General features: G+C 57.6%; 15 protein-coding genes and 1 pseudogene. 7 read left to right on the plus strand and 9 right to left on the minus strand.

Going from position 1 to position 25,189, the window contains the following annotated elements; all coding sequences use genetic code 11:
- Positions 1-65 precede the first annotated feature (65 nt).
- Positions 66-1,349 (minus strand): IS256 family transposase, encoded by a 1,284-nt coding sequence (locus NL528_RS05715; protein ID WP_309181748.1) that lies wholly within the window; start codon positions 1,347-1,349, stop codon positions 66-68.
- Between NL528_RS05715 and NL528_RS05720 the strand changes: the two genes are divergently transcribed.
- From NL528_RS05720 to NL528_RS05750, 7 genes and pseudogenes are all read left to right on the plus strand, one after another.
- Positions 1,296-3,425: a class I SAM-dependent DNA methyltransferase gene (locus NL528_RS05720; protein ID WP_309181749.1), complete on the plus strand. Its 2,130-nt coding sequence runs from the start codon at positions 1,296-1,298 to the stop codon at positions 3,423-3,425. The genes NL528_RS05715 and NL528_RS05720 overlap by 54 nt on opposite strands.
- The gene (locus tag NL528_RS05725; protein WP_309181750.1) at positions 3,422-4,762 is read left to right on the plus strand and encodes a restriction endonuclease subunit S; all 1,341 of its coding nucleotides are present in this window, start codon (positions 3,422-3,424) and stop codon (positions 4,760-4,762) included. The genes NL528_RS05720 and NL528_RS05725 overlap by 4 nt, the downstream gene beginning before the upstream one ends.
- A complete protein-coding gene (locus NL528_RS05730) occupies positions 4,759-6,585 on the plus strand; it encodes a DUF262 domain-containing protein (RefSeq protein WP_309181751.1) in 1,827 nt (608 codons plus the stop codon). The genes NL528_RS05725 and NL528_RS05730 overlap by 4 nt, the downstream gene beginning before the upstream one ends.
- Positions 6,582-9,596, plus strand: a complete 3,015-nt coding sequence (locus NL528_RS05735) for a DEAD/DEAH box helicase family protein (protein WP_309181752.1) — start codon at positions 6,582-6,584, stop codon at positions 9,594-9,596. The genes NL528_RS05730 and NL528_RS05735 overlap by 4 nt, the downstream gene beginning before the upstream one ends.
- On the plus strand, positions 9,596-11,869 hold the full coding sequence (locus NL528_RS05740; RefSeq protein ID WP_309181754.1) for a hypothetical protein: 2,274 nt from the start codon (positions 9,596-9,598) through the stop codon (positions 11,867-11,869). The genes NL528_RS05735 and NL528_RS05740 overlap by 1 nt, the downstream gene beginning before the upstream one ends.
- A 30-nt stretch (positions 11,870-11,899) precedes the next feature.
- Positions 11,900-12,328 carry a DUF3293 domain-containing protein gene (locus tag NL528_RS05745; RefSeq protein ID WP_309181755.1) on the plus strand — a complete coding sequence of 143 codons (429 nt, stop codon included), beginning with the start codon at positions 11,900-11,902 and terminating at the stop codon, positions 12,326-12,328.
- A pseudogene (locus tag NL528_RS05750) lies at positions 12,297-12,619 on the plus strand (antibiotic biosynthesis monooxygenase family protein). The gene NL528_RS05745 and the pseudogene NL528_RS05750 overlap by 32 nt, the downstream one beginning before the upstream one ends.
- Positions 12,620-12,726: 107 nt before the next feature.
- Here NL528_RS05750 and NL528_RS05755 read toward each other — a convergent pair.
- The 8 genes from NL528_RS05755 to NL528_RS05795 form a co-directional block, all read right to left on the minus strand.
- Positions 12,727-13,887, minus strand: a complete 1,161-nt coding sequence (locus NL528_RS05755) for an IS30 family transposase (RefSeq protein ID WP_309181756.1) — start codon at positions 13,885-13,887, stop codon at positions 12,727-12,729.
- A gap of 364 nt (positions 13,888-14,251) precedes the next feature.
- The gene (locus NL528_RS05760) at positions 14,252-15,796 is read right to left on the minus strand and encodes a CoA transferase (protein ID WP_309181757.1); all 1,545 of its coding nucleotides are present in this window, start codon (positions 15,794-15,796) and stop codon (positions 14,252-14,254) included.
- 67 nt (positions 15,797-15,863) lie between these two features.
- Positions 15,864-16,838: a 3-hydroxyacyl-CoA dehydrogenase NAD-binding domain-containing protein gene (locus NL528_RS05765; RefSeq protein WP_309181758.1), complete on the minus strand. Its 975-nt coding sequence runs from the start codon at positions 16,836-16,838 to the stop codon at positions 15,864-15,866.
- 23 nt (positions 16,839-16,861) lie between these two features.
- Positions 16,862-17,776: a 3-hydroxyacyl-CoA dehydrogenase gene (locus tag NL528_RS05770; protein WP_309181759.1), complete on the minus strand. Its 915-nt coding sequence runs from the start codon at positions 17,774-17,776 to the stop codon at positions 16,862-16,864.
- A 520-nt stretch (positions 17,777-18,296) separates the two neighbouring features.
- A complete protein-coding gene (locus NL528_RS05775) occupies positions 18,297-19,460 on the minus strand; it encodes an ABC transporter permease (protein WP_309180288.1) in 1,164 nt (387 codons plus the stop codon).
- 68 nt (positions 19,461-19,528) lie between these two features.
- Positions 19,529-20,260 (minus strand): ABC transporter ATP-binding protein, encoded by a 732-nt coding sequence (locus tag NL528_RS05780; RefSeq protein ID WP_309181760.1) that lies wholly within the window; start codon positions 20,258-20,260, stop codon positions 19,529-19,531.
- Between the two features lie 40 nt (positions 20,261-20,300).
- Positions 20,301-21,653, minus strand: a complete 1,353-nt coding sequence (locus NL528_RS05785) for an efflux RND transporter periplasmic adaptor subunit (RefSeq protein ID WP_309181761.1) — start codon at positions 21,651-21,653, stop codon at positions 20,301-20,303.
- 1,793 nt (positions 21,654-23,446) lie between these two features.
- Complete coding sequence (locus NL528_RS05795) at positions 23,447-24,643, minus strand: NAD(P)/FAD-dependent oxidoreductase (protein WP_309181762.1); 1,197 nt, start codon at positions 24,641-24,643, stop codon at positions 23,447-23,449.
- Between the last annotated feature and the right edge of the window lie 546 nt (positions 24,644-25,189).

The following is a 25,189-nucleotide window of genomic DNA, read 5'->3' on the forward strand; positions in this document are numbered from 1 at the left end:
GAGCCTCAGTGCGTTTGCATGGTCAATCGCGAGCTATCGCCAATTTTTGGTGACGGCCGGGCCGGTCAGGCGGCGGCGGTTATGGGCTGACGGTCAGCGGGTTTAGCGATGACCTCGATCCCGTTGTTGAATGTCACACCGAGAACGAGTTTTGGCAACTGGTTGTGGCCATCGAGACGACGCCAGCTTTTCTGCGCGGCCTCGAGCAGCTTGAAGACCATCGCGAGCGCCGTCCTGTTGGACAGGCATCCCTTCGATCGGATCGTGCGGTGGCGCACGGTAGCGAAGGTGCTTTCAATGGGATTGGTCGTTCGCAGGTGTTTCCAGTGCTCGGCCGGGAAGTCGTAGAACGCCAGTAGCGTGTCCCGATCCTTGCCCAGGCAGTCGGCCGCCTTCTCGTATTTGGGCGTGTAGCTCGCGATGAAGGCGTCGAACGCCAGCTCGGCGGCGGCCTTGGTTTCGGCCATCCAGATCTCCTGCAACGCGCGTTTGGCCTTCGGCTGCTGGCTCTTCGGCAACTTGGCGAGTACGTTCGCGGTCTTGTGCACCCAGCAGCGCTGCTCGCGCGTTTTCGGCCAGACCTCACCGGCGGCCTTCCAGAACCCGAGCGCGCCATCGGCGATGGTAAGCCGCGGCGGCACGTCGAGCCCGCGCCGCTTCAGATCGAGCAGCAGATCGCGCCAGTCCTGCGCGCTCTCGCGGGCGCCATCGGTGAAGCCGACCAGTTCCTTGCGGCCTTCCGGCGTCGCGCCGATCAGCACCAGGATGCACTGCTTTTCGTCTTCGAGGCGTGCCTGGAGATGGATGCCATCGGCCCAGATGTAGACGTAACGTTTCGCCGACAGATCGCGCCTCTGCCACGCGGTGTGTTCGTCAAGCCAGCCGTCCTTCAGGCGGCCGATGGCGGATGCCGACAATCCGGCAGCATCCTTGCCGAGCAGTGCTGCCAGCGCCTCGGAGAAGTCGCCGGTCGAGATACCCTTCAGGTAAAGGATCGGCAGCAGCGTCTCGATCGATTTAGAGCGGCGCATATAGGGCGGCAGGATCGAGGGCGAGAACCGGATGCGGTCGGGGTCGGTAGCGTCCGCCTCGCGATCGCGCACACGCGGCTGGCGGACGGCGACCGGACCGATACCGGTCATCACCTCGCGCTCCGGCAGGTGACCGTGGCGCACGACCCGCTGGTGGCCGTCTGCGGTCTTCAAATCGGCATGCTTGCCGAGAAAGTCCGCGACCTCGGCCTCGACCGCCTGGGCCAACAGAACACGTGCCCCAGTACGCAAGATTTCCGTGAGTTGATCGTCGACGTTTGCTGGCTGAATCAGCTTGATGATGTTATCTTTGGACACGGCATATCGCTCCTTCGGTGGAGAAGTGGAGGCGTCAAGCACCCCCACGATATGCCGCCTTTCCGATTCCCGCCGTCACCAACTTTCAGCGATAGCTCGTCAATCGCCGACATCCTGAGAGGCGACTTAAAGCAATCCGAATATGGCAAGGTGATTCTACCATTCGTCGTTCTTCGCCGGCTTGACTGCCTTCTCAGAGAATCAAAAAAGGCCGTTCTGGAAGCCTCGGCTACTCTGCCGGCTGGCGTCGACGAAGCCACACGCGACATGATCCTATTCGGAGCCGTCGGCGGCAACGTCAAGGTCTACAATCTTTCCCGGTTCACATTCGAGAGTCTCCGGGGGCAAGAACCAGCCCAATTGCATGCGAACCTGGTGGACTACATCACCAGCTTCTCCGCCAATGTACGCGACATATTCCTCGACAAGTTCCTCTTCACTGACCAGCTCAAACGTCTCAAGGAAGGTGGCATTCTCTGGAATGTGTTCGAGCGGTTCTGCGAGATCGACCTGCATCCCGACACCGTTTCCAATATCGAGATGGGCTATCTGTTCGAGGAGTTGATCAGGCGCTTCTCGGAAATCTCGAACGAGACCGCTGGTGAGCACTTCACCCCACGCGAGGTCATTCGCCTAATTGTCGATCTTCTCATCGCCAACGATGACGCCAAGCTCACCGGGCGCGGGATCATACGTCAGGTTTACGACCCGGCATGCGGCACGGGCGGCATGCTCGCGCTGACGGAAGAGGCGCTTAAAGATTTTAATCCGTCGATCCGCGTCGAGCTGTTCGGGCAGGAGCTGAATGGTGAGTCGTTCGGTATTTGCAAATCCGATATGCTGGTCACGGGTCATGATCCGGAACAGATCACATTCGGCAATACGCTGACGCAGGACGCCCACAAGGGAAAGCGCTTCCACTACATGCTTTCCAATCCTCCTTACGGCGTCGACTGGAAAAAGTATCAGGACCCGATCAAAGCGGAAGCGGACACGCAAGGTTTCGATGGCCGATTCGGCGCAGGTACGCCGCGGATTTCGGACGGCCAGTTGCTCTTTCTGCAGCATATGATCTCGAAGATGCGCGATGACGAGGTGGGCTCTCGAATTGGCATTGTCATGAACGGCTCTCCGCTTTTCACTGGCGGAGTCGGTTCGGGTGAAAGTGAAATTCGCCGATGGATGCTGGAGAATGACTGGGTTGAAGCGGTTGTCGCCTTGCCCACTGACCTTTTCTACAACACTGGTATCCAAACCTATGTTTGGCTGCTCACTAACCGCAAACCCGTAAATCGCCGTGGCAAGGTGCAGCTAATTGATGCTTCCGGTGAGCGGTTTTGGCGATCCCTGCGCAAATCGCTCGGCTCCAAGCGCCGCGAAATTTCTGGTGAGGGGCGTGCAGAGATTGTCCGCATCTACGCCGGATTTCTGAACGGCGAGAGCGGTGAGAACGACGTCTCGAAGATTTTCGACGTAACGGATTTCGGCCATCGCGAGATTCGCATTGAACGTCCGCTCAGGCTAAACTATCAGGCAAGTGAAAACCGTATCGAGAGGGTAAAAGCCGAGAAGGCGTTTCTCAAACTTAACATCGCCCAACAGGAGCAGATCATCGATGCTTTAGGGCGTCTGCCGAACACCCTATTCACCGACCGCGACAAATTTGAGAAGGCCCTAACTAAGGCGCTTAAGTCCACCGACCTAACGGTCGGTACGGCAGTCCGCAAATTGATCATCACTGGTTTGTCTGAGCGTGATGAAAGCGCAGCTATTTGCACTGATACGCATGGACAATCAGAATGTGATGCCGAACTTCGCGATCACGAGTTGGTGCCGCTCAAAGAGGATTGGCGGGAATACGTCACCCGCGAGGTCACGCCGTTCGCAGCGGACGCGTGGGTCGACGAAAGCTATCGTGACGCTCGTGATGGGGAAATCGGTCGAGTAGGCTACGAGATAAATTTCAACCGCTATTTCTACCGGTTTGTGGCTCCGCGCCCGCTTGAGGAAATCGACACTGAGCTCAAGGTGCTGGAGGCTGAGATTGCTGGGTTGCTGAAAGAGGTGGCAGCGTGACCACTTTGCAGGAACGTGTTCACGGCGCGTGTCCGCCAAAGACCTGGCAGCTGAATAAGCTTCATCGAGTTTTGCGGGTGCGCAAAGGGCACAAGAATACCGGGATGCGCGAAAGCAATCTGCTTTCACTTAGCTATGGCAAGATCGTCAACAAGGACATTGATAGCTCAGAGGGGCTTTTACCAGAAAGCTTTGAGACCTATCAGCTCGTTGAGCCTGGCAATATTGTTATGCGATTAACTGATCTGCAGAACGATAAACGTAGTTTGCGCCAAGCACTGGTTCATGAGCGCGGAATAATCACCTCGGCATATGACGCTTTGGAAGTGGGGGCGGATCAAGACCCCCGCTTCTGGGCTTACGCGCTACTGGCATTGGATATTGCCAAATATTACTACTCACTTGGTGGCGGCGTCCGTCAATCGATCAAGTTCTCTGATTTCCCAAACGACTGGATCGCGACGCCCTCTTTGGAAGTTCAACGAGCGACTTCTGATTTTCTAGATCGCGAGATAGCCAAAATTGAACAGTTGATCGACAAGAAGCAACAGTTGATCAATCTACTGACCGTAAAGCGCGCATCGCACATTTATGAAACTGTCACCGGAAGAGCGTCTAAGGATGTTCTTTCAAAAAAGACCGGCAATGCATGGTTTCCTATTCTTCCAGACGGCTGGAAACTGGCACGCATAAAAAATGTTGTGACCAGCATCTCTGACGGCCCGCACATCTCACCAGAATATGTAGATGAAGGAATTCCCTTCATCTCCGCTAGAAATGTCAAAGTCGATCGCTGGTCCCTCGATGACGCTAAGTACATCTCTCACGAACTTTATCGAGAGATCACAAAGAAGTCGAAGCCCGTAAGGGATGACGTGCTCTACACCAAGGGCGGCACTACCGGAATTGCACGTTTAGTTGATTTGGAATTCGAATTCCACATATGGGTTCATGTGGCACTTTTAAAGATTCGACGGTCAGTTGCGTGCCCCGCATACGTCGCGCATACCCTAAACAGTTCTGGATGCTATGCGCAGTCGCAATTGTTCACACGTGGGGCGACCAATAACGACCTCGGTCTCAATCGCATGGCAAACATCTGTCTGCCGCTACCAACTTTACGAGAGCAGTGTACTATCGTAGATCGACTGAATAGCTCTTTGATACCTATCGATAAAGTCAGAAAAAGCATTGAAGCCTCAGTTGAGCGCCTGCGCGAGTACCGGTCCTCATTGATTACGGCCGCTGTCACCGGGCAGATCGACGTGGCTACTTGGACGACGCAAGTCGCAAAAAATAACTATCCGGAGCAGATCGAAGAGGCAATGAGGGCATGAGGGAGATTCTTGGAAAGGCGAAAACCGTCCGGGAACTCCTCAAGGGAGTGAAGTACTCGATTGACTATTATCAACGGGAATACAAATGGGGAGAGAAGCAGGCGGCCGAGCTGATCGACGACCTCACTGGGAAATTCTTGGAGGATTATCAGCCAAGTCATGCGCGCAAGCAGGTCTCGGAATACCCGCACTATTTTCTCGGCTCGATCATCATCAGCAAGAAAGACAGCGCGAGCTACATTGTTGACGGCCAGCAACGGCTTACGAGTCTGACGCTGCTCCTGATCCTGCTTCGCAACCTGCAGGGCGGACGGCCAGACCAGGTCAATATTGATGAGCTCATCGTCTCGGAGAAGTTCGGCGAAAAATCATTCAACCTCGATGTCGATGAGCGCAATCCCTGCATGGAAGCGCTTTTCGAGGATACGGCATTCGATCCTTCCGACCGGTCAGAGTCGGTGCAGAACCTGTTTGCGCGGTATCGCGACATGGAAGCAGCTTGGCCGGAAGAGTTACGGGCGGATGCGCTTCCCTACTTTATCGATTGGATGTTGGAAAATGTGCATCTCGTAGAAATCACAGCCTATTCGGACGATGACGCATACACGATCTTCGAGACCATGAATGACCGCGGGCTCTCGCTGAGCCCAACGGACATGCTCAAAGGTTACCTGCTCGCTAACATCGATGAGCGTAAGCGGCTGTCCGCGAACCATCGGTGGCGAGAACGCATCATGGAGCTCAACGAAGCAGGGAAAGAGGTCGAAGCCGATTGTTTCAAAGCTTGGCTGCGAAGCCAATATGCTACAAAAATTCGCGAACGCAAGAAGGGAGCGAAGCCCGAAGATTTCGACCGAATCGGCACCGAGTTCCATCGCTGGCTGCGCGATGCCAGTGCGTCGGTAGGCCTCACAGGTTCGGATGATTTCTTCCGGTTCATCGACCGCGATTTTGATTTTTACGCTAAGCAGTATCTGCGCCTTATGGAGGCCTCTCGCCGTCGAGTGGAGGGGCTTGAACTCGTCCAGTACAATGCGCAGCACGGCTTCACGCTGCAGTACATGCTGATTCTCGCGCCGCTGAAGCCGGATGACGATCCGCATGTAGTGGATGCGAAGATCAGGATTGTTGCGCGTTTCGTTGAGGTGCTCCTTGCCTGGCGTCTTTGGAATTTCCGCAGCATCGCATACTCCACGATGCAATACGCAATGTTCTTGGTCATGCGCGATATTCGAGGCCTTGATGCGGGGCCCCTTGCGGCGCGATTGCATGAGCAGCTGCTCAAGGAAACCGAGACTTTCGCGAGCAACGACCGGCTTCGCGTACACCAGCAGAACCGCTATGCCATCCACCGGCTTCTCGCGCGGCTTACCGACTACGTTGAGACGCAGTCAGGTCAAAGCTCTCGATATGCAGAATACATCGGCGAAGGCGGGGCTCGTTACGAGGTGGAGCATATTTGGGCCGACCATCCGGAACGCCATGCTGACGAATTTAACCACCCGTCGGACTTTGCGGAGCACCGTAACCGTATCGGAGGCCTTCTACTCTTGCCCAAGTCTTTTAATGCGAGCTATGGCGACCTGCCGTATGACGAGAAGCTGAAGCACTACCGCACCCAAAACCTGCTGGCCCACTCGCTGCATGCAGACTGCTACTCACATAATCCCGGCTTTCTACGATTCGTAAACGATTCCAAGCTGCCGTTCAAAGCGCGCGAAACCTTCAAGACGGCCGATATTGAAGAACGCGGGCAGCTTTACCGAATGCTGGCAGAGCAAGTCTGGGACCCTGAAGCGTTGCTGCGTGAGGTGCCGCAATGAACGATCAAACTGTTCCACGAAGCGCCTCATCGATACACAAGGAAATCGTACTCGAAGAGCACCTAGTCGGGCAGCTGATATCAAAGCACGGCTACGTTTTGCGCGGGCCGGACAATTACGATCGCGCCAGTGCTCTCGACCGAGAATTGCTGATCCGCTTCTTGAAGGGAACGCAACCCGAAGAATGGGCGAAGCTGGAGGCGCATTACTCGGGCTCAGCGGAGGCTGAGCTTTTCAAAAATCTTGAGAAAGCGCTGAAATCGCGATCGACGCTCGATGTGCTGCGGGCCGGGATCAAAATGATCCCCGGGATCAGGTTTATTCTTTGCTACTTCAAGCCGGCCAGCGCGCTTGAGCCGAAACGCGTGCAGGAATACGAAGCGAACATACTGTCAGTTATCCGGCAGGTCGGGTACAGCCTCAAGTCCGAGAACGCGATAGACACGGTGCTGTTTGTGAACGGTATCCCCGTCGTTACGCTGGAAATCAAGAATCTCTTGACGGGCTCGACGTTCAGGCATGCCGAGCGGCAGTACCGCGCGGACCGCTCGCCTGCAGGCGAGCCGCTCCTTACCTTCAAACGCGGGGCGCTCGTCCACTTCGCGCTGGACGAAGACAACGTCTCGATGACCACCCGGCTTTCAAACGGCAAGACGCGCTTCCTGCCATTCAACCGCGGGCGCGCAGGCGGTGCCGGCAACGAGGATATCGAGGACGAGTTCCGGGTTGCCTATCTTTACCAAGATGGCGGTTGGGGAAAAGCGGTTTTCTCGCGGGACGTGCTGCTCGACGTAATCGGACGCTTTATGCACCTGGAGAGCAGCGAGCGGGAAGAGACAATGATCTTTCCGCGGTTTCAGCAGTTAGACGCCGTGCGCAGAATAATAGCGCATGCGCGCTCCCGTGGTGCGGGTCAGAACTATCTCATTCAGCATTCGGCAGGATCGGGCAAATCGAACACGATAGGTTGGGTTGCCCATCAAGCGATCAATCTGCACGACGAAGCTGATCAGCCGATATTCAATACGGCGATCATTGTCACCGACCGCATTGTGCTTGACCGTCAGCTGCAAAGTACGGTCTCGCAGTTCGAGCAGACACAGGGCGTGGTCAAAAAGATCGACGGTACGTCGCGCCAACTGAAGGACGCTATTGCCAAAGGCGCGCGCATCATAGTCACGACGATTCAGAAGTTCTCGACCGAGCACCTCAAGGAGATTTCGGGGCAGGGAAAGCGAAAATTCGCGGTAATCGTTGATGAAGCTCATGGAAGCCAGTCCGGTAAGTCTGCCCAGGCGATGACCGAGGCCCTTACCCGCGAGGCTTCATCAAGTGACGACATCGAAGATTTGATCGCAGAATATCAGAAGCAGCGCGGGCCTCAGCCCAACATCAGTTTTCTCGCTTTCACAGCAACGCCACGGAACGTGACGCTGGAGCGGTTCGGGATAAAGGGAGCCGATGGACTCCCACACCCATTTCACCTCTATTCCATGCGCCAAGCCATCGAGGAAGGCTTCATCCTCGACGTGCTGCAGAACTACATGACCTACAAAGCCTACTACCAGCTAGAGAAGGCCATTGAGGACGATCCCGAACTCAGTGGGCGGAGGGGGCAGCGCAGCGTCGCGCGCTTCGCATCGCTGCATCCAACCGCCATCGGCCAGAAGGTCGAGATTATCATCGAACATTTCCGCCGCCATGTGATGAGTGAAATAGGCGGGCAAGCGAAGGCGATGATAGTCACGCAGAGCCGCGAACATGCTCTCCGCTATTTCTTCGGCGTTCGCGACTACTTCAAAGCCAAAGGATACGCGGATCTTAAAGCTCTCGTGGCATTTTCGGGCGAGCTTAATCTGGACGGACAAACATATACCGAAGCTGAGCTGAATGGCTTCTCTGAAACCGAGTTACCTAGCCGCCTTGACGGGTTCAGGCCTGACGGCACGCCGTATCCGGATCAGTACCAGATTCTTATCGTCGCCGAGAAATACCAGACAGGTTTTGACCAACCGAAGCTCTGTGCGATGTATGTCGATCGGAAGCTCGCGGGTTTGCAGGCTGTACAGACCCTCTCCCGGCTGAACCGCACAAAAGCAGGGAAGGAGCAAACCTACATTCTTGACTTCCAGAATACGGTTGAAGACGTGCAAGCCGCTTTCCGGCCCTACTATGAGGTAACGAGCCTGGAGGCGATGTCCGATCCCAACCAAATCTACGAGTTGGAAGGCCGCCTCTTCAAGTTCGGATTTCTCAACCGTGCCGAGATCGAGAGATTCTCGCAGACCTTTTACAAAGGGCCACTCGATGGAGCAGACCGCGCTCGCCTCGAAGGCCTGGTAAGGCATGCCGTCGCCCGATTTGAAGCCGAGGATGATGAAGGCAGACAGGAAGAATTTCGTCAGCTCCTTCGAAGCTACATGCGCTTCTACAGCTTTGTCGCGCAAGTGATACGCCTTGAGGACACGGGCCTTGAGAAGCTGTATTCCTACGCCTCTTGGCTTGCCCGATTGCTTCCGAACCGCCAGCTGCCGCCAGAGATTGAGATAACCGAGGATATGCTTCGTCTTCAGGCCTTCAAAGTTGTTCAGAAGGAGGAAGGCAGCGCGTCTCTTTCCGCCGGCGAGGCCGATCCGCTTCAGGCCATCAAAGAGTTCGGTGCGAAACCGTATACTGAGGATGAGAAGAAAGAACTTTCCGAGATCGTAAAGACCTTCAACGATCGTCACGGAACAGAGTTCACGGAAGCCGACATGGTTCGCTTTGAGCAGGTAAACCGTGAGGTGCTCAACGACGACATGACTGAAATGCTCCGAAACAATCCTCCCGACGTTGTCTATGCCGTCTTCCGGGATGCGTTTTTCCAAGGCGCAATCCGCATGTTTCAGCGTGACAACGAAATGCGCAATATCGTGCTGACGGATGCGAAAGCCCGCGAACAGGCGACACGGCACTTCTTCAACCGAGCGCTTCGCGAATCCCATGGTTCCAGACCGCAGGATAGGGCTTAATGACGCAAGGAGTTGATAAAGAAAGACTACAGCGGGAACTCGACGTTTTGCGTCGGGATGCCCGCCATCTTTCATCCCAGGAAATTGCCGGGCACGCATGCAAGGCAAATCTGGAAATCAGCGACGCCCTCCGGCTTATCAGCGAATATTCGCGAATTCGGTCTAAGGCGCCTTCTGGCTCGTTGCCTGACGCTATTGCCGATTTCGTATCCTCACTTTGCATTCAGTCACGCTGCGAGCGCGTGCTGGAATACACCGCCGGCGACACGCTGCTCACAGTGCGGTTTCTTCATAGCCATCCCGAGGCCCATCTCACGTATGTCGCGCGCAACGCGGATTTCGCGGCAGCTCTGCGACTCCTTCTTGCAGGGAAGACCGCTTTCATTTCTGCGGATATCGCAAGCGTTGTCGGGAGTGCTAAATGCGACGCAATCATTTGCGCGCCGCCGATCGGCTATCGGCCTCCCGGCGAGGACGGTGATGGATTCGGCAGCGATGTTGTCCGCGCGCTGGCGCCTCTGTTGGCGACGAACGGCATTCTTTGCTGGGTGACAGGCCGGGGCGTTCTCTTCAATCGCGCCTCCGCCAAGACTTTCGCTTCCCTCGCTGAGGTCGGATTACACGTATCGGCAATCATTGATCTGGCGCCCGGAGCATTGGCAGGCACTGCCATCGAAGGTGCGCTCGTCGCGTTTCAGCGCAAGGACGACCTGCCGAAATTCGTCGGCATCCTCCGGGACACCGAAAGCGCTGAGCTCCTGGCTTCGGCGCTTGTGGCCGGCCCATCCAAGAAGAGCGGCCCCGGATGGATGTGGCTTGACGCGAAGGACGAGCGAACTTTCGCTGACATTGAGCACGGCGAGCTGATCAAGAAGCTCACACCCAAGGGACGGCATAAGAAAGAGTCGCTGCGCTCACTTCTAGCGCATGACCGGATTGAGCGCGCAGACAAGCCTCTCCCGGAGAACGACCAGACAACGGCTTTTCTTTTTGTTCCAGAATACGCCGGCAGCCGCGTCACCGCCGACCTGCAGGAGCAGACGGTGAAGCCGACCGCGGTGTATCGCCTTGCAATCGATACCGCGCGGGCTAATCCACGTTTCTTGGCGCAGTTGCTCAATAGTCCGTTTGGCAGAGAGTTGCGCGATGCGGCGGCAAGTGGTTCTACCATACAACGCGTTCAGGTACCCGGTTTGCTTTCACTGGAACTACCGATCCCGGCAATTGCGACACAGGAACGAATTGCGCGCATCAACAGCGATATCGCGCTGCTGCAGGCAGAGTTCCGCGATATGCAGACGGCTCTCGAACACGACTGGACGGCACTTGCGGACGCTGCAGATAAGATCGATGCCCTGAAAGGAGTACTCAATATCGAGCGGCAGATTGCGGATTGGTGGCGCGAATTGCCATACCCAATCGCAACCATTTATCGCCGCTACCAGGTTTCCATCGAGCCGAAAGAGCGCCTGGAAACTCTGCTGCACTTCTTCGAGATGTGCGCGGTTTACCTCGCGGCGGTTGGCGCAAGCCACGTGAAAGCCATGCGACAGGATTGGCAGGAAGTAATGGCGGGGTGGCTTCATCCCACTGGCTCTGCCGGGATTGAGCGTGCCGATTTCGGCTTCTGGATTGGTCTCGCTGGAGCAAGCCTAAAGGATGTAAGCCGCATCACCAGCGACAAGGATTTGCGTGCGGTTGCGACTGACGTGGCAGGTGCCGAGCTTGTCGAGTCGGCAAGCTCCATCGGAGCACTTGGTAAGTCGACCACCATTCTGGACGTCGCTAGACGCTACCGCAACTCCTGGAAAGGCCATGGCGGTCATATGAAGGCCAGCGATGCGGCCCGCCTGGATAATGAACTGCAGCAGCAGATTCGCGATTTTTACGAGGCGACGGCCTCCACGCTTCGCCGGCTTCAGCTCGTGCGACCGGGGATGGCCGAGGTGCTTGACTCCGGCATGAGGTACAAGATTGAAAAACTATCTGGCAGTGATCCCACCTTCGTGACGGAGATCGTCGAGTTGGTCAGGCCCACAAAGTCCAACACTCTGGCTTTCTGGATGGACGGGGCACGCACGATGTGCCGCGCGATGCCTTTCTTTCGTCTCGGGGCACCACAGCAGCCTCAGGAGACTAGCTTCTACGTGTTCAATCGCGTGGAAAAAGACGGCTTCCGTTGGATTTCCTTCCAAGAGGCACGCGAACAGGAGTTCGTCGCTCCCGACGATGAGCTGCTGAGCATCATTGCGCTCAGACGAGGCCCAGTCTGATCACACCGAAGGTATTGCAAAGGTTTTCTTTTGGCCGCCACGAAAATCGCTTCTGACAAAATCGCCGCCTACCGTAACACCAAATACCGCGTCGGCACTGGGTCAGACGCCTTTACCCTCGGCATCGATGTCAAGTCCGACCCCCTCCGGCGGCTTTATAAGATGAGCGGACAAACCTGCGGCCTCTTCATCACCGCGTTCAATCCGTTTGGGCAGGTTCAAAGCGCTGAGGTTAACAAGGCCGCGCATTCGCGATTGCGAGATTGTCTCCGAGCCTTGGGTCCCTATGTCATTGAGGGGGCCGGCGCTGATCCGAGCGGGGCGTGGCCTGAAGAGATAAGCTTCTTCGCACTAGGGATCGACAACGCTGCAGCTCGCCAGTTGGGCAGTCGCTTTCATCAGGATGCCGTGGTCTGGGCGGGCCCAGATGCCGTTCCGCGGTTACTATTACTTCGATGATGGCGAAGCCGCCTTCGAGCAAGACAGGTTGTCGCGCGACAGTCATCTCGACAAGGTGCCGGGCTTAGTAGAGTTGCACCTTCTCAAGGGCTCCGGAACTGAGGATTACACGCTCTATGCTTTACGCACGGTGTGGAAGAACCGTGCCACCTTTGAAGCATGGACCAATCAGAGGCGTTCCGCGCCGCGCACCATAAGGCCGGCGATAACAAGCCGCTCTATCTTGGGCACCGGCAATTCGAGGGGTTCGAGACTATTCAGACGGTGGGAAGCAAAGCTGCGGTGACGTGACGTTCGAGTTGCGACATAGTTCAGTTTATTTGGCAATGATGTCTGCTTTTCTCGCAGAAGCAGACATGAGACGCCGCGGTGGCCATGTCCGCTTTGTGCCTGCCGGCTCAACCGGTCGACGCAACACAGGCGTTAAATCTCTCTGCTGGTGTTTCAAATTGCAAGGTCTCACGTGGTCGTTCATTTAGCTGACGAGCTACTTTGTTCAGATGGGCTTGCGAATGCATCGACAAGTCGGTGCCCTTAGGAAAGTACTGTCTCAGCAGGCCATTGGTATTCTCATTCGACCCGCGTTGCCACGGGCTTTGCGGATCGCAAAAATAGACGTCGATTTTGGTCGCCAACGTAAAGCGACGATGATCCGTAAGTTCCTTGCCCCGGTCCCAGGTCAGGGATTTATATAGCTCCTTTGGTAGCTTCTTCGCCTGCTTGATGAGCGCGGTGACAACCGTCCGGGTGTCCTTGCCTGCCACCTTGGCCAACATCACGTAACGGGTATGACGCTCGACCAAGGTCGCGATGTAGGTGTTGTTCGGCCCGGACAGGAGATCGCCCTCCCAATGACCAGGCACCGCCCGATCTTCAACCGCCGCCGGTCGCTGACGGATTGAGACGATATCCTTGATATGCCCCCGTTTATCGCCATTCGGGTCAACCGGCCTGGAGCGACGCATCGAGCGCTTCGATCGAAGATGGCTAAGCAGCTCTTTCTTCAGCACGCCGCGCGCTTGGACAAACAGGCTGCGATAGATGGTCTCGTGTGACACCTGATTACACTCGTCTTCAGGGTGCGTTCTCTTCAGCCAACCGGCTATCTGCTCGGGGGACCAATCCAATCTGAGCTTCCCTGCCACCGCCTGCCGCAGCCGCGGATTGGTCGCTAACTTACAACATTTTGGACGACGAGATCGCGCCCAGGCATTCTCGTCCGCAAGTGTCGCTCGGTAGCGATCATAGCCGCCATTGCGACTCATTTCCCGGCTCACCGTCGAGGGTGAGCGGCCAAGCCGTTTGGCGATCGACCGTGCCGATTGATGTGCCGTAACGCCTCTGGAAATCTCCTCGCGTTCCGCGAGCGTCAACGCCAGCCTGGAGCGACGCCGCTCCGCAGGACGAATCCCACCATGCGGAGCTACCAAAAAATAGATCGACGATGACTGCTTACCAAAAGCTCGTCCAATCGCCTTCAGCGACTCCCCACGCTTCCAGCGATCCCATAACTCCGTCTTCTCTGCCGCAGTAAAACCTCTATGAAATCTCCGTTCCATCCCACACTCCATCTTTTCCCTCTAAGATAAAGTGTTGCGGCGACCGGTTGAGACCACCGCCCAATAAGCGACATCGCAGTCTCCAACTCAATAATCTCGCTAGGGTGCCTTGCCCCTCACTAAACTGCAGCATGAGGTGCGTGGCAAAATTGTAAGCGGCATCCGCATGACCAAACATTGGCACAGCTTAGCGCGATTACCGCAAGTGTCCTGCTGATCCTCGAAGCCGCTCCGGACGCAGCACCTCCACGACCGGCGGCGCCTCATCAGGCCGAGTGTCGGCTGCCATCGTGCTCCATTTGAGCACCATTGTTCGTGCTGTCTGTCCTTCGGTTTCAGCAACTTCCTTTCGGGGACAGTGCTCTCAATGCGCGAGCCATTCGGGTTTGCTGGCGCCTCTCGGCACAAGGACCGTCTGGAAGGAGCCGGGTGTGCGCGACATTACGATCTGATCTGTCATTCCCTGATAGGTTCCAAGCGGCGTTTCCGCGGTAAACAGATCCGGAGCGACGTAGGTGTGCTCGTCGGTCGAGCCCGCAGTCGATTTTGCGTACGCCTTGTCGAAGATGCCTAACGAGAGGAACCAAAGCACAATCCTTGTGAGGGAAACCACAACGCGATAGCTGCCTCCCTCGATCGCGCGCCGGCGCAGGGCTGCAAGGATTCCCGTCGTGCCTAACCAGGCGACCACGTTGTCGCAAATCGGTATAATCGGCGGTTGCTTCGGCCGAGTCGGGGAACCTTCAATCGTGAAGAGGCCAGACACCGTGGCACCGATTTCATCGAACCCCGGCCGGTTCGACCACGGTCCCTTCTCACCGTGGAGAACGACGGTCGCGTGAATCAATCCGGGCTTCTGCGCGCAAAGCGCCTCGGCATCGAGGTCGTGCCTTTTCAAGAACCCTGGCCGCTTGTTGGCAAAGAATACATCGGCATCCCGAAGAAGCTGATTGAACCGTGCGCGATCTTCCTTCGAGTCGTCGAGGATGGTGGAACGCATTCCCACCTGGACATCCCACGCGAAGGCTTCGATCTCCGAATCGCGGGGCCTCCAGATGTTGAGCACGTCCGCGCCGTACAGAGCCATGTCTCTTCCCATCGCGGCCCCCGCGATGACATGACCCATTCCCAATGCGCGGATGCCAGAGAGAGGAAGATTGCCCCTCGCCTTGAGCGGCACGGGCTCGCTCTCCCCAATTTTCTCCACCGTGATCAGCGGCATTTTGGAGAGGACTTGTGTATATTGGGGTTCGCGACGAATTTCCTCGTTCGTCCGCACCATCGCTAGAACGAGCCCTTCGGCCGCCGCAGCCTGCTCTAGTTCCACGGGGTCCCATTGGAGTATGGCGTTGTTAATTGACTCGGTACTCGGGCTGCAGCGGAGAAAATCGAGGGTTCGCACGAAGAGCTGAGGATAAAAGTCGAGCGCCACCACGTATCGTCCGTCGCGTGTCTCGCGAAAAAACGCATCCCCCGTCTTTAGGAATGGGCTAACCGCATAGCCACCGGGCGTGGGCGGTCGGCCGTTGACGGTTTCCCATTTGCCTTCGAAAAATCCGCAGAACCGCCGCAGCGCCTTGCGCACGTCTACGGAGATGTTCTGTCCTTCGTCGGTGGCTTGTCTCCAAAGAGCGGCCGCCGCTACGCTTCTCGCTGCCAGACCGACTGCAGCCATTGTCCCGAACCGCAGCGGACTTGGAAGAATTGGATCTTGTCCGTAGAAACTGAGTTCTCCGCCACAGTCGTCGCTCGTCATGCCGACATCCGCGAGGACTTCATTCACGCCCTTCTTCAGATCGAAGTCTGGCGATGTTGCCGGATGACTCAAACTGTCTTCCAGCGCCTCAGTTAACCGATTGCTCTCACCGTTCGTTTCAACCGTTCGGTTAGTTATTGTCGCGGTGCTCATTGCCGGTTTCCCTTCTATTTCAAGCCTTGCAAGATTGATTTATTCCACCTTTCTTTCGTTGAGCGACTTAGGCCGCAGCCATTGGTTCGGCACTCGCTTTGTTGAGGCCGATTTCTTCTCGTAGCTTGAGAAGCCCGATTAAAACTCGGTTTTCCTCTTGAGCGAGCTGATCGACCGGGCGCCCGGCAGCTTCCCGCATGACTCCGTTAATGACGTTTTGCTTTAGCTCAGGCGTAATGTTTGGAGTTCCAAGGGCCTTCATCATGCCCTCCAGTGGAGGCATGAGATGATCCATGAAATGTTGGATCCCACCTGCGCCACCGCCCAAGTGCCATTGCAAGCTTTGGCCCATCACGCCCCAGCGAAGGCCGGGCCCAAAACAGACGGCAGCATCAGTGTCTTCCACGCTCAGAACGCCTTGCTCGATCATGTAAAGCATCTCGCGGTAGAGCGCCGCCTGGAACCGGTTCGCCACGTGTCCGGGAAGCTCTTTCTTTAAATGGATAGGCTTCTTGCCGATCGAAGCATAGAAGCTGATCGCTTGCTGAATCGCGTCCGGCGACGTCTTACTACCACCGACGACTTCGACTAACGGGATGATATGCGGTGGATTGAATGGGTGTCCGATGACGACACGCTCCGGGTGTTTGCATTGCGATTGAATCACACTTGGCGTTATCCCCGACGAACTCGAAGCGAAAAGAGAATCAACCGGCGCAACCTCCTCCATCTCCGCGTACAGCTTGATCTTGAAATCCGGACGTTCAGGCCCGTTTTCCTGGACGAGATCGGCCTCTGAGAGTGCTTCCTTCATGTTAGTCGTGAAGCGCAAACGGTCCCGCGACGCGCCCTTCGAAAGGCCAATGCTTGTTAGGTCCCGCCATGCCTCGTCAATGTATTCGCGCAGATTAGCTTCCGCCTTTGGCGCAGGATCGGTGGCGACGACATCCAATCCGCGGGCCAGAAATTCAGCGGCCCAACTAGCGCCGATGACTCCGGTGCCAACAATCGCTATTCGCCGAATTGGCTTGTCGTAGGACATGGTCATCTCTCCGATGCGTTTGGTTAGACTTCGGCATAGGCGATGCCGGTGAGATTGCCCTGGGCGTAAAGGAAGTTGTGCTCGTTCTTTCCATCGAGATCGGCGGAATAGACCGAACCGGCGAAGTCGGTGACGAACATCCGGTTGCCGGGAACGTCAAGGGCGATGCCGATCCCTTCCATCAGGTGCGTGATCAGGATCTCCGGCGCTGACTTTTTGTCGATCGGCGCACGATTGACGGTGTTGCCGCGCGGAGGATCGCCGCGATCGGTCCAATACAGCACGCGATTTTTGAGATCGAGCTCGAGATCGATCGGCTCCGGCAGCTGATCGAACAGCACCTCGATGTCAGAGCGGTTCGCTGGGTCCTGGCCGTTGGGAATATCTATGTTTGCGCGGCACAGACGGCCCAGCCCGCCCTTCGTCGGGCCTTTTTGCGTCCAATAGATTTTCCCAAACTTTGAATCGATGGTTATTCCGACGCACCACAGGGTCTGATCGCGACTGTTTTTGTCGCCGCGGCCGGTCTCGACCAGCGTTTCGACCTGCGAGCCGTCGAGGCTCGCACGCATTACCCGCATGCCCTCGCGGTCGCACCAATAGAGTTTGCTGCTGTCCTTATCGAGGTGGATTTGTTTCGGCGTGTGCGTGATGCCTTGCGGGACAATGACTCTGCGATTCCCGCCATCGAGGTCGGCTCGCTCGATTGAGCCATCGTCCAGGTTGGGGACGCCCATGTTGGTCCAATAAATATGACCCGCCTGCGCATCCACGACGATGCCGTCCGGGAAATGGCAGTCGGTAACAATGGTTTTGCGGTCTGATCCGTCGATATTCATCGAGTGAATTCGGTCGCCGCTCAGTTCGAGAACGAATAATCGGCCATGGCGGGTGGCGCCCGATGAGGCATTTGTTCTCGTGCCGTGGACTACGCTCATGGTTTGTCCTTTTGGGTGGCCGACGAGCCTGCAGAACCAAAAACTTCGCTGGCGACGAGCAGCGGTGAACGTCCGCTCGCGGAAGACCCCGCTCGCCAGACAAGCCTCCAAGGTCGCATTGCCTGGCTTGCCGCGTCTCAGCGCCGAGCGCCGTGAGGCCGTCTGAGGTCAGTCGGCGGTCTCAATAGTCCTAGTTGAGCGCTGACAGCCGGGGAAAAAAAAGCCAGCGCGGCTTACCCATGCGTCATTTTCCGGGCCCACGATGTGTGACTTACCCAGCAACGGTAGGGGCGCTCCTCGCTTCGAACCGAAGGGATATCGCACCTCCGCACGCGGGAAACCGTTTCGCTGCGGAAACGACTGTGCCGAGGTCTCCTTTGGGGTCAAAACCAGAAGTCGCGGAGGTGCCCGGCACTGGAGTGGACCAACGAGATTTGGGCGTAGGCTTGCGGTCCCAGGTCTTCGGTCGCCGCGAAATCATCTTAACGGAGGGATGAAAATGACCGTTCAAGTCTTTCGTCTATTCGAACCGTAATGCCACAATCGGATCAAGCCGCGCGGCCCGATGGGCCGGATAGAGGCCAAACGAAATTCCGACGAACCCTGCAAATCCACAAGCCAGGATGACTGCCCAGGGGCTGATCAGGATAGGCCAGCCAGCTTTCCATGCGATTGCGACCGCTGCGGCGGCTCCCAACGCCGCACCCACCAGCCCCCCGATCAGCGCCAGGATCAAGGCTTCGATCAGGAATTGCCATCGGATATCGCGGCGGCTGGCTCCGACGGCCATGCGCAAACCGATTTCGCGGGTGCGTTCGGACACCGAAACCAGCATGATGTTCATGATGCTGATGCCGCCAACGACCAGCGAAACCGCGGCCACCGCGATTAACAGAATTCCGAGGGTCCGCACGGCGGCCCCGCGTGCAATCAGGACATCCGCCGGATTCTCGATCCTGAAATCGCTGGGGGCATCCCCGCGAATGCGATGCCGCTGCCGAAGCAACGCCTCGATCTCGCGTTCCATCTCCGACATCGCGGTCGCATCCGACACCTTGATCGAGATGAAATCCAGTGCTTGGCGGGTCGTGCCGCGCACGGCGCCGAGCACGCGGCTCTGCGCAGTCGACAGCGGAATGAACACGACATCGTCCTGGCTGCGGCCAGCTGCGCCCAACCCCTTGTTGTCCAGCACACCAATCACGGTGAATGGGACGTTGCCAATCCGAAATGTCTCTCCTATTCCCGCACGCCCATCGAAGAGCTCCTCGATGATCACCGACCCCACGATGGCAACTTTGGCTCCGGATGCGATCTCCTCGCCCGTGAAGGATCGGCCGTTGGTAACTTGCCATTCGCGCGCCACCAGATAGTCGGCATTAATTCCAGCCACCAGCGTCACCCAGTTCCTGTTTGCGGCCACGAGGGGCATGGAACGAGACAGCAGCGGGGCCGCGACCTGCGCATCCACCAGTTCGCGGCGGATGGCCGCGGCGTCCTCTTCGGTCAGCGTCGGCTGTGTTCCGGATTCGAGCCTCGCTCCCCCGGCGTTTCGGGCTCCGGGCATGACCAGCAGGAGGTTGGCTCCAAGTGTGCGGATCTTCTCCGAAACTTCCGCTTGTGCGCCGGCTCCCACCGATACCATGCAGACCACGGCTGCGACGCCAACGACGATCCCAAGCATGGTCAAGGCGCTCCGCAGTTTGTTGACGCGAAGCGCTCGGGTGGCGATTCGTAAACTCTCCAGGGGACTCATTGGGAAGAATCCAACGGGATGGCGTTCAGGAGCGAACGCTTGCCGGATGTCACGGCGTCCTCGATGATTCGCCCATCGTGCAGGGTGATCTGTCGCCGCGCGCGATCGGCGACTTCGGCGGCATGCGTAACCATGATGATCGTATGACCATCGCGATGAAGGCCCTCGAACACCGACAGAATCTCGTCGCTGGTGCTGCTATCCAGTGAGCCGGTCGGTTCGTCGGCCAGGATGAGGGCAGGATCGTTCACCATCGCACGGGCAATAACAACCCGCTGCTGCTCTCCTCCCGAAAGTTGATTCGGCCAATGATGACTGCGGCCAGCCAGGCCTACGCGGTCAAGCGCATCTTTGGCTGTGCGACGTCGTTTGGCGCGAGGAACGCTGGCGTAAACAAGAGGAAGTTCGACGTTTTCCAGCGCGGTTGCCCGCGGCAGGAGGGCTGGCAGTTGGAATATGAAGCCGATGTCTTTTCTCCTGATGGCTGCGCGCGTGTCCTCGCTCAGCCTTGCAGCTTCCCGGCCCCTTAGCGCATATTCGCCGGAATCCGGCCGCTCCAGGAGACCCAAAAGGCTCATCAAGGTCGACTTCCCCGAACCCGAGCGGCCGCGGATTGCAACGAACTCGCCGTGCTCGATCGAGAGCGACACGTTTGATACCGCATGGATGATCGTCCCCCCGGAGGGATAATGTTTTGAAATTCCAATGGTCCGGACCAGCGGCGGCATCCTAAAATCCAGTTTCAAAATCCGACCTTGGAATCCAACCTTAGAATCCAAGACGAACGCCGAAATAGCCCCTCTGCTTCTGCGAGTTCGCAATCCCGACGATCACTTGCTGGCCCTCGTTGAGCGCGCCCTCCAGCAGCGCTGCGCTGCTGTCGTCGCTCGCGCCGAGCCTCACGACAACCGGGTCCGGTCGCCCGTCCTCGCCCACCAGCCACACCGTCGCGGACGCCTTGGAGGAGGCAGCCTGGTTCGCACTCTGGTGAGCCGACGCAGGACCGGCGCCGTTTGGCCGGAAGCGCAGGGCCTGGCTCGGAATTTTGAGAATCTCGCCGGTATTGCTCACCACGATCCGCAGCTGCGCAGTCATTCCCGGCAACAGCAAGAGGTCCGGATTCGGCGCGGACACGACGGTCGTATAGGTGACGACGTTTTGCACGACCTCGGGAGCCTTGCGGATCTGTAGAACCCGTCCGCTGAAGGTTCGATCCGGATAAGCGTCCACTGTGAACCGGGTCGCCTGGCCCGGCTTCAACTGCCCGACATCGGCCTCGTCGATTTTGCCGTGGACCTCCATCTCACGCAGATCGTTCGCGATCTTGAACAATGTTTTGGCTTCGAGGCTGACGGCGACGGTTTGTCCCGGATTGACATCCCGCTTGATGACGATCCCGTCAATCGGCGCGCGGAGGACGGTACGTTCGAGATCAAGCCCCGCCTGATCGAGCGCCGCCTGCCTCTGCTCGACGACAGCCTCGGCATTCTCGAGATTGGCCTCGGCCATGTGCTTTTCTGCCGCCGCAATCGCAATGGCCTCCTCCTTCATCCGGATCTGCTCGAGGGAACCGCGCAGGTCGGCAGCCCCGGCATCGCGCTGAGCTTGCGCCTGACTCAAGTCTCGCTCTGTTCCGCTTCCGGTGCGCGCCAGCTCGCGCTTTCGCAGGAGGTCTCTCTCCACTTCATCTTGCCTGGCCTTGCTTGCCGCCGACTGTGCCTCCGCCAGTTTCCTGGCGGTCTGCGCATTCGTCACCGCGACTGTCGCTCGTTCCAGCGCAGCCTTTTCCACTTCGGCAGTCGCCCTCGCCACCCTCAGTGCGGCTTTGGCTTCACTGACGCGGGCGGCAAAGATCTCCGGATCGATCTGCGCGATCGGCTGCCCGGCCTTTACGGTATCGTTGAAATTGACGAACACTTGCGCAATTCGCCCCGACAGTTGCGAACTGACATCGACGCTGACAACCGCCTCGATCGTGCCGCTGGCCTTCACCAAAGTAGAGATGCTGCCGCGTTCGACCGGTGCGGTGAGGAAGGTGGGGACCGAGCTTTCCTGGCCATAGGTGTAGCCCAGCCCGACTATCAGCGTGCAAAACAGACCTGCCACAACTACGAAACGCATGTGGCTATCACCCTGTCTCAACCTTTTGCCGTTCTCCTCGAGGCGTCAACGCACGCCTCGACGCCAGAACGGGTTGGTCAATTCAAGCCGAACGTGTCCGACGAGCGCGCGTAAAACGCTGCCGCCGCCATTCGCAAACAGCAGCAGCTACTGCTCGCAGTTGGACGGCAAACCGCGACGGCCGCTGGAAGCGAACGAGACCCGACGCTCAATGCCGGACACCCCGGGCTATGGCACCTGTGACAAGCAAGCGACGTCGTATTGGGAAACGGCGGCCGTGGAATTTGCGTGCGCTACCGATTCTGTGCCTGGATTTCCCGCATAGACGGTGCCTGCCTGCCCACTTGGGTTGAACGGCGACCCTGGCGCTGCAACAGCAGCCCCCGGAGTGTTAGTACCTGCGGTACAGCTAAAACCGTGATTGGAGCCGTGCTGACCTGTCGTGGGATTTTGGGCAGGTTTGGTGGGCGGACCGGCGCCCAACACTACGCCCGCCGACGGAAGCACCAGACAAACGCCGATAGTGAGAGAGGCTAACACGTGTTTCATCTCTGCACTCCCTTTCAAGACTATGTTGCGCATTGGAGACAGTTGTTTGGAGACATAACGTAGAGCGCATTGGCCAACGCTCTTACTTGCGCATTGACCATCGCCGTCCAGGCGGTGGGGCTCGATCGCTGCCAACAAAAACACCGGAAGGGCGCAAAAATTCCCAGCTGTCCCGATTTTTTTTGGAGCCACCCTCCGTCGTGCCCGAACATTTTTTCCGACTGCGGGAGTCCAAATCTGCCAGAGGTATCGAGGTACAGCGCTGCGCTCTTCGTAAATCCCCTGCGGAGCGAGACAACAGGCGCGAACAAGACCTGCTGAGGCGGCGCGCCTTCATGCTGCGACTTCAGCCCTTCTTGCCGGCGTGCCGTTCCTGCGGACGATGATGTAATCGGGCACGAAGATGCCGAGCGGGCCGGCGATGTCGATAATCGCCTTCGTCATCTGGGCCGCCAGCCTGCGACAGCGTCGGATCGCCCAATGGGTGATTGTAACGGCAAGAATGTGATGTCGCCTGGTGTGCAGGTTTTCGGATGCCGGCTTGACGAGGCTATCGACGCGCTCCGACGACCGGCGTCCGAAAAGCGCCAAGGCACGAAATCGCGGGAAGTGGGGCACCGGCGGTGCCGCGGGCGCTATGGAGATTTAACCGCGGTACGTGATTTGAGTGCCGGGTAATTTTTCGAAGGGTGTACTGGCCTCGAAGGGATGCACAACTTTGGCGTTATGGCACGAGTGTTGCACAAGTGGGGAAAGCTCCTTTTGCCTCTTATGTGATTTCAAAGAGTTAGGCGTTGTAAAAAGGTCACGTTCGACAACTTCTGCGCGATCAGCCTTGCGACAGCCATGGAGCATCATAGGGCGAACCAATTTTTGAAGACTGCAACAAACCTCAATTTTGTCCAACCGAAACTGTTTCAACCTACTCGTCAAGATGATCACTGCTTCTCCGATTGCACGGTGTTCGTCATTCAAATTCTTGACGATGCAGATGTGGTCTTCCGCATCTCGGACGCGGAATTTGCGGACGTTCTACGTTTCTACCCGCGGCCACCATGCTCGCAGGCAAGCCGCACCGCCTCAACGGGCGAACTATCGCGCAGCGATTTAGTGCGTTGGGGGCAAAGCGGAAAACATATGCTCGCCTTGAGCTTTTCCGATTTTGACCCCAAGCGGTCATATCGAGCTTTTCGGCGACCGCCATGCCGGGAGCCGCGACAGCTCCCGGTCGAGGATCATTAAGTTTATTCGGCCGCAATCGGGTGCACGGTCCCGCCCTGACCTCGGCTCGCGAACACGAAGCCCTCGTAGCCGTTCTCAGCGACATCGTTGCACTTCCTGCGGTATCCGCCGACGCCTTCCGGGCCGAGGTAGGGCAAGAAGCGGCGCGGCTTGCCGTCGATGTTGGCTCCCATGTACCAGGAATTGGCGCTAGGCATCAGGGTCGAGTTCACGACCTCGGCGACATGGGCACCCCACGCGTCTTGCGCCTGCGGGGTCGCCTCGATCGTTGCAAGCTTGCTTCTTCGCATGTGGGCGATGCATTCGGAGATCCACTCGACGTGCTGCTCGATCGACACCGTTACGTTCGACAGCACCGAGGGGCTCTGCGGGCCGGTGATCGTGAACAGGTTCGGGTAGCCGGCTATAGCCAGGCCGAGGTAGGTCTGCGGGCCGTCCTCCCACTCCTGCGCTAGCGCCCTGCCGCCGCGCCCCTTGATGCCGAGTTTCTTCAGCGAGCCGGTCAGCGCGTCGAAGCCGGTGGCGATAACGATAATGTCGAGCGGGTATTCCCTGCCGCCTGCGCGAATGCCGTTCGGCGTGATCTCCTCGATTGGGCCGTCGGCGGTCGCATCCACCAGCACCACGTTCTTCTTGTTGAAGGTCTCGAAGTAGTTGGTGTCCAGTGGCTGGCGCTTGGTGCCGTAGGGGTAAGTCTTGGGGGTCAACTTCTCGGCGATCGCCGGGTCGTTAACGACCGAGCGGATCTTGCGCCTGAGGTAGTCGGCAATGACATCGTTCGCCTCCTTGGAGAAAAACATGTCCTGGTAGTTGGCCAGCCAGAAGGCGAAGCCGCCGGTGTCCCACATCTTGTCGAACTCCTGCTCGCGCTCCTCGGGCGTTGTCTCGAGCACCGACTTCGGTATGAAGTTCAGATCGAAGCCGAAAAACGAATCCTTGATGCGCTGGCGGATTCCGTCGTAATCGGCCTTGCGCGCCTTGGTCACCTCGGGATCGACACAGCCGTTGCGCGCAGGCACGCAGAAGGTCGGCGTGCGCTGGAACACCGTCAGGTGCTTGGCCTGCTGCGCGATCTCCGGGATCGTCTGAACCGCGGTGGCACCTGTGCCGATGACGCCGACGCGCTTGGCGGTGAAGTCGACGCCATCGTGCGGCCACGACGATTGAGCATCCGCGCATACCGTCTGGGTTATCTTCATCACACAATGTTGTTGGATTAAGACGGCGACAAATCGATCTCGAAAGAAGAAGAGCGAGCCTGTCGGAGTCCACTCCGTCGTTCGCCGTAGCCTTCGCCACGGAGAATCGCCATGATAGCTGATAAATCACGACGTACTATTCTCGTCTACGCACTGTTGGCGGTGAGGACCATTGCGCTTGGTACTCCCACTGCGCTCGCAGCTAACGCAGTACATTTCCTTGACAAGCATATGGTTCTCTCGGGCGCTCAAGTTCGCCAGGTAGATTGCAGGTCTGTGCAGCAACCCGCGCAACCTCATAAACATGTGCATGATCCTTTCGCATCCATGTTCCTGGGGTGACAAGCCCCCAAGCAATGTGGCGAGCAAGCTGATTCATTTGTTCTCTAGGTGGTTTCCCATTTGAGCTTACGTCTGAGCTCAATAGCTGATTGAGAGCGAACTATGTCAAGCAAGTTTGTCCTGGGGGTCGCATTGGCTCTGGCGTCGCTTTTGTTCGCAAACACTGGATCTGCAGACGACGCCCCGCCACTTCACAAGGGACCA

The sequence above is a fragment of the Bradyrhizobium sp. Ash2021 genome (genome assembly GCF_031202265.1).
Lineage (GTDB): Bacteria > Pseudomonadota > Alphaproteobacteria > Rhizobiales > Xanthobacteraceae > Bradyrhizobium.